Origin of the sequence: Arthrobacter sp. UNC362MFTsu5.1 (genome assembly GCF_000685965.1) — a bacterium.
Lineage (GTDB): Bacteria > Actinomycetota > Actinomycetes > Actinomycetales > Micrococcaceae > Arthrobacter.
In genome coordinates this window covers 1-4580 of the sequence record NZ_JMLE01000060.1, presented here as the reverse complement: position 1 = coordinate 4580, position 4580 = coordinate 1, and the positions used below count along the sequence as shown (strand labels likewise).

Sequence of the window (4580 nt, the reverse complement as noted above, 5' to 3'; positions counted from 1 at the left end):
GGCGAAAACGGTGCCGGAAAGTCCACGGTTGGCAAAGTGATCGCCGGGATCTATCAGCAGGACGGTGGGGAGCTGCTTGTAGACGGGAAGCCGGTATCCAAATGGAATCCGTCACGGGCGCAAAAAGAGGCCATCGTAATGATTGCCCAGGAACTTGCCTTGGTTCCTGACCTGACCGTGGAGGAGAACGTATTCCTGGGCGTCGAGGAGCACAGGGTCGGTATTGCCCGCCGGAATCTGACCCAACGCTTTGGCGAACTGGAAAGCATGGTCGGCTTTGGGCTTGATCCGAAAGCAAAAGTTCGGAATCTGCGGATCGCAGATCAGCAAAAGGTTGAAATCATGCGCTCCCTTGCCAGGGACGCACGTGTCATCGTTATGGACGAACCAACCTCTTCACTGACTGCCCACGAAATGGCGCAACTGCATGAGCTGATGTTCAAACTGCGGGACCGCGGGTGCACCATCGTTTACGTTTCCCACTTCCTCGATGCCATTCTGGAGGTGGCAGACCGAATCACCATCATGCGGGACGGTCGGCACATCCGGACTGGAAACGCCGCCTTGGAGACTAAGCCGTCCCTAGTGGCAGGGATGCTGGGTCGAGAGCTTGAGGCGGCATTTCCGGAACGACCGGCCCGTCCGGCCAAGGAAGCGGCACCCGTGCTTCGGGTAACAAATCTTGCCACAAACACTGGGGTTCGCGACATGTCCTTCACAGTGGGGCGTGGCGAGATTGTCGGGCTGCTGGGCCTGGTGGGAAGCGGCCGTTCCGAATGTGCCAGAGCGATTTTCGGCGCGGACCCGGTCACGAGCGGAAGCATCGAGTTCGACGGAAGCGTGCAATTGAAGCAGTCACCTGGCCTGTCCATGGCCCGTCAATTGATGTTCGTGCCCGAGGACAGGCATCAGGACGGGCTCGTGTTGCAACGGTCGGTCCGGGAAAACATTGCCCTTGCTCGGCCCGGTCTATTCTCCCGGTTCGGAATCGTCAACGTTCGAGCAGAAAAAAGGGCCACCCAGGCCCTGGCCGAGCGGCTGGAAATCCGGCCGCCCAGAATCGAACTGCCAGTCTCAGGGTTTTCCGGGGGTAACCAGCAAAAAGCCTTGCTTGGGAAAGCCCTACTTGAAAAACCGAAGTTCGTCATCCTGGACGAACCGACCCGGGGTGTGGATATCGGGGCCAAGCGGACCATTTATGAACTGATCGTTGAACTGGCATCCGAGGGTATTGGAGTCCTCATGATCTCTTCAGAGCACGAAGAAATCATGGAGCTCTCCCACAGGGCATACCTCGTCAGTGAAGGCCGGACCATCGGCGAGATAGAGCCCGAGAAAACAACCGTGGAAAACGTCCTGTTCCAGCTATTCCACGTGGATGCAAAAGAGGAGAAAGCATCATGACCACCACAACCACAGCAGCTGTACAGACTCGAAGGACGCACCAGCGCCCTAGTGTCGTCGAGCTGGCCAAGGAGTACGCGGTCCTAATCCTGACCGGCCTGATACTGGTCATCCTCGCCTTTGCGTCCCCCTCCTTTTTCACCTTTCCCAACCTGGTCAACATCCTGAACCAGAATGCACCCCTGGTGATCATCGCGGCTGCCGGGACCTTTGTGATCATCTCCGGCAATTTCGATCTCTCGGTAGGAGCAATCTTCGGCGTTGCCGGCGTGACGACCGCTGCCGTGACGGTCGCGACCGGCAACGTGGCGCTCGGCCTGACCCTTGCCCCGGTCATCGGACTGATCCTCGGCGCCGTCAACGGCACAATCATCACAAGATTACGTATCCACTCATTCCTGGCCACGCTGGCCACCTCGATGGTCTACACAGCTGTAGCAGTGCTCATTACCGGCGGCTCGCTCATCACCGTCACCATAAAAGGATTCTCTGCCCTGGGGCGGGAACGCTGGGCGGGTGTTTTCATAGCGGTCTACGTGATGATCGCGGTCGTTGCAATCCTTTGGTTCCTGCTGACCCGGTCTGTCTTCGGGCGCCATGTCTTCGCCGTCGGAGGCAACGCCGAAGCGGCTGAGCTCTCCGGTGTCAAAGTCGACCGTACCCGCATCATCGTCTTCAGCATCAGCGGGCTCGCGGCCGGACTGGCCGCAGCGATCGGAGTCTCCCGCATCGCCTCAGGCCAGCCCCTAGCCGGAGCCGGACTGGAACTTGACGCGATTGCGGCCATCATCCTCGGAGGCACCAGCATCTACGGTGGCGTAGGGGCAATCTGGCGCTCCGTCGTAGGTGTTTTCCTGATCGCCCTCATTGGCAATGGCTTCGACCTCATGAACCTCAACCCGCAGCTCAAAGACATGGTGACCGGCTTCATTATCCTCGCAGCCGTCGGCATGGCCGCCGCAGGCCAAAAGAAGCGCTAAAACATAGACCTGCCCTCCCTCCACACAGTGGGCAATAACGAAAGGCATTTCTCGCATGACTGAGAACGTCAGAATCGCCATTGACGTTGGCGGAACCTTCACGGACGTCGTGAAGCTCGTCCCCGAGACCGGGGAGCTGCACTTCGAAAAGGTTCCGACAACACCGTCCGCTCCCACCGAAGGTGTCATGGCCGCCTTCCACAAAGCGGATGCAGACCCCCACGTCGTTTCCATGTTCAACCACGGAAGCACCCTGGGCCTAAACTCACTGCTCACCCGAAGCGGGGCGAAACTTGCCATCGTCGGTACCCGCGGCTTCAGGGACGTCTACCTTTTGGGGCGGACCGACCGGCGGGTTATGTATGACATCAAGTACCGGAAGCCTGCTGCACTTGTAGAGCGTTACGACACCTTTGAAGTCACGGAACGAAGCCTGTTCGACGGGTCAGTGCTGACTCCGTTCGATGAAGACGATGCCCGCAGGGTTGCCGGAGAAATAAAGGAGCGCGGCTACGAAGCCGTAGCCGTCGCGTTCCTGCACGCCTATGCCAACCCGACCCATGAGCAGCGGATGCGGGAGATTCTCCGGGAAAGCAACCCCGGCCTGGAAATCACCCTCTCCCACGAACTGTCCAGGGAGTACCGGGAGTATGAACGCACGAGTACGGCTGTGCTCGACGCCTACATCAAGCCGATCATGCGCAGCTACTTGATCGAGCTTGAACAGAAGCTGGCAGCTGAAGGTTTCTCCGGCCAGTTTCTGATGTCTCGCTCCGGGGGCGGGGCCATGACGGCCAGGGCTGCCCGGGAACAGCCCGTCAACCTCATTTTGTCTGGCCCGGCCGGCGGCGTGGTGGGAGCAGCAGCCTTTTCAAAACTCATTGGCAAGCCCAACCTGATCACCATCGACCTAGGAGGCACAAGCCTTGATGCTTCCCTTGTGCTCGATGGAAAGCCGGTCCTCTATCACGGTGCCGAATTCGAAAGCCTGCCGATCAATACGCCCTCCCTGTACATCCATACCATCGGATCCGGCGGAGGATCCCTCGCATACCTGGACGAGGGCGGGGCGCTGCAGGTTGGTCCCCGCAGCGCGGGTGCTGTGCCGGGCCCGGCTGCCTATGGCCGCGGCGGAACCCAGCCGACGTTCACCGATGCGGCGATGGTGCTGGGCTACTTGGGCGCCGACACCCCTCTCGGCGGTGAACTGACCCTGGATCATGGGCTGGCCGAAGGATCGCTGAAGTCCATCGCTGACCAGCTTGAATTGACCACGACAGAACTGGCGCGAGGCATTATTCAGATCTCGAACACCAAGATCGGGGGCGCTGTCAGGGCTATCACGGTCGAACTGGGACACGACCCCAAGGACTTTGCCTTGCTTTCGTTCGGTGGGGGTGGGGGCCTGGTTGCCATCGACGTCGCGCGCGACCTGGGAATCCCCACAGTCATCGTGCCGCCGGGCCAGGGAGCGTTCTCCGCACTCGGAATGCTTATGGCGGATGTGCAGCACGACTTCTCGCGGACCAACGTCACGCTCCTGGACGAGCTCGATTCGGCCCAGGCTGAAAGCGCCTACGCCGGGATGGAAGCCGAAGCAGCTCAAAAGCTGACCGATGAGGGCTTCGACGAAGGCAGTCAAGTATTTACCAGGGCCATCGATGTCCGCTACTCCGGACAGGAGCACGCGGTGACCGTAGCGTTCCCGAGGGACGTAGCCGATCCCCGTATAGCTATCAGGGACGAATTCCAGCGCATGCATGAACGCCAGTACGGGCACGTCATGGATGACCCTATCGAAACCACAACCATGCGGCTCAATGCGACCGGAATCGTGGACAAGCCCTCTCTGCCTTTGGCTGAGGCAAGAACTCAGGGCCACGCCACGGAGCTGGGCCGTCGAGCTGTCTACGTCGATGGAGTCAACCAGCAGGAGTACGCCCTCTACGCCCGGGAAGACCTGAAAGCCGGCGATACCGTCGAAGGTCCCGCGGTCATCACCGAGCACACCGCAACCACCGTGATGCACGACGGTGACGTACTTGAGGTTGGCATCTACGGCGAGCTCATCATCTCCATCCGACCCGCAAACCAGGAGGCAGTCCGCAATGGCTGATGCAATCACCACAGAAGTCGTCCGCCACGGCCTCTTGGCGGCCGCTGAAGAAGTCGCCCGTAACCTCTGCCGCACGGCCT

3 protein-coding genes are annotated in these 4580 nt (G+C 60.1%); all 3 read left to right on the top strand.

Annotation, left to right across the window (positions count from 1 at the left end):
- The coding region (locus BS38_RS26365) for a sugar ABC transporter ATP-binding protein (protein WP_156037249.1) at positions 1 to 1404 on the top strand (1404 nt) is incomplete at its 5' end.
- Positions 1401 to 2384, top strand: coding sequence for an ABC transporter permease (locus BS38_RS0123920; RefSeq protein WP_028273011.1), 984 nt, complete (start codon positions 1401 to 1403; stop codon positions 2382 to 2384). The genes BS38_RS26365 and BS38_RS0123920, both read left to right, overlap by 4 nt.
- A gap of 55 nt (positions 2385 to 2439) precedes the next feature.
- Complete coding sequence (locus BS38_RS26360; RefSeq protein ID WP_051629142.1) at positions 2440 to 4500, top strand: hydantoinase/oxoprolinase family protein; 2061 nt, start codon at positions 2440 to 2442, stop codon at positions 4498 to 4500.
- The last annotated feature ends 80 nt before the right edge of the window (positions 4501 to 4580 follow it).

Bases quoted from the DNA above. Each gene is read 5' to 3' on its own strand.
- BS38_RS0123920 (WP_028273011.1), top strand. From the start codon at position 1,401: ATGACCACCACAACCACAGCAGCTGTACAGACTCGAAGGACGCACCAG.
- BS38_RS26360 (WP_051629142.1), top strand. From the start codon at position 2,440: ATGACTGAGAACGTCAGAATCGCCATTGACGTTGGCGGAACCTTCACG.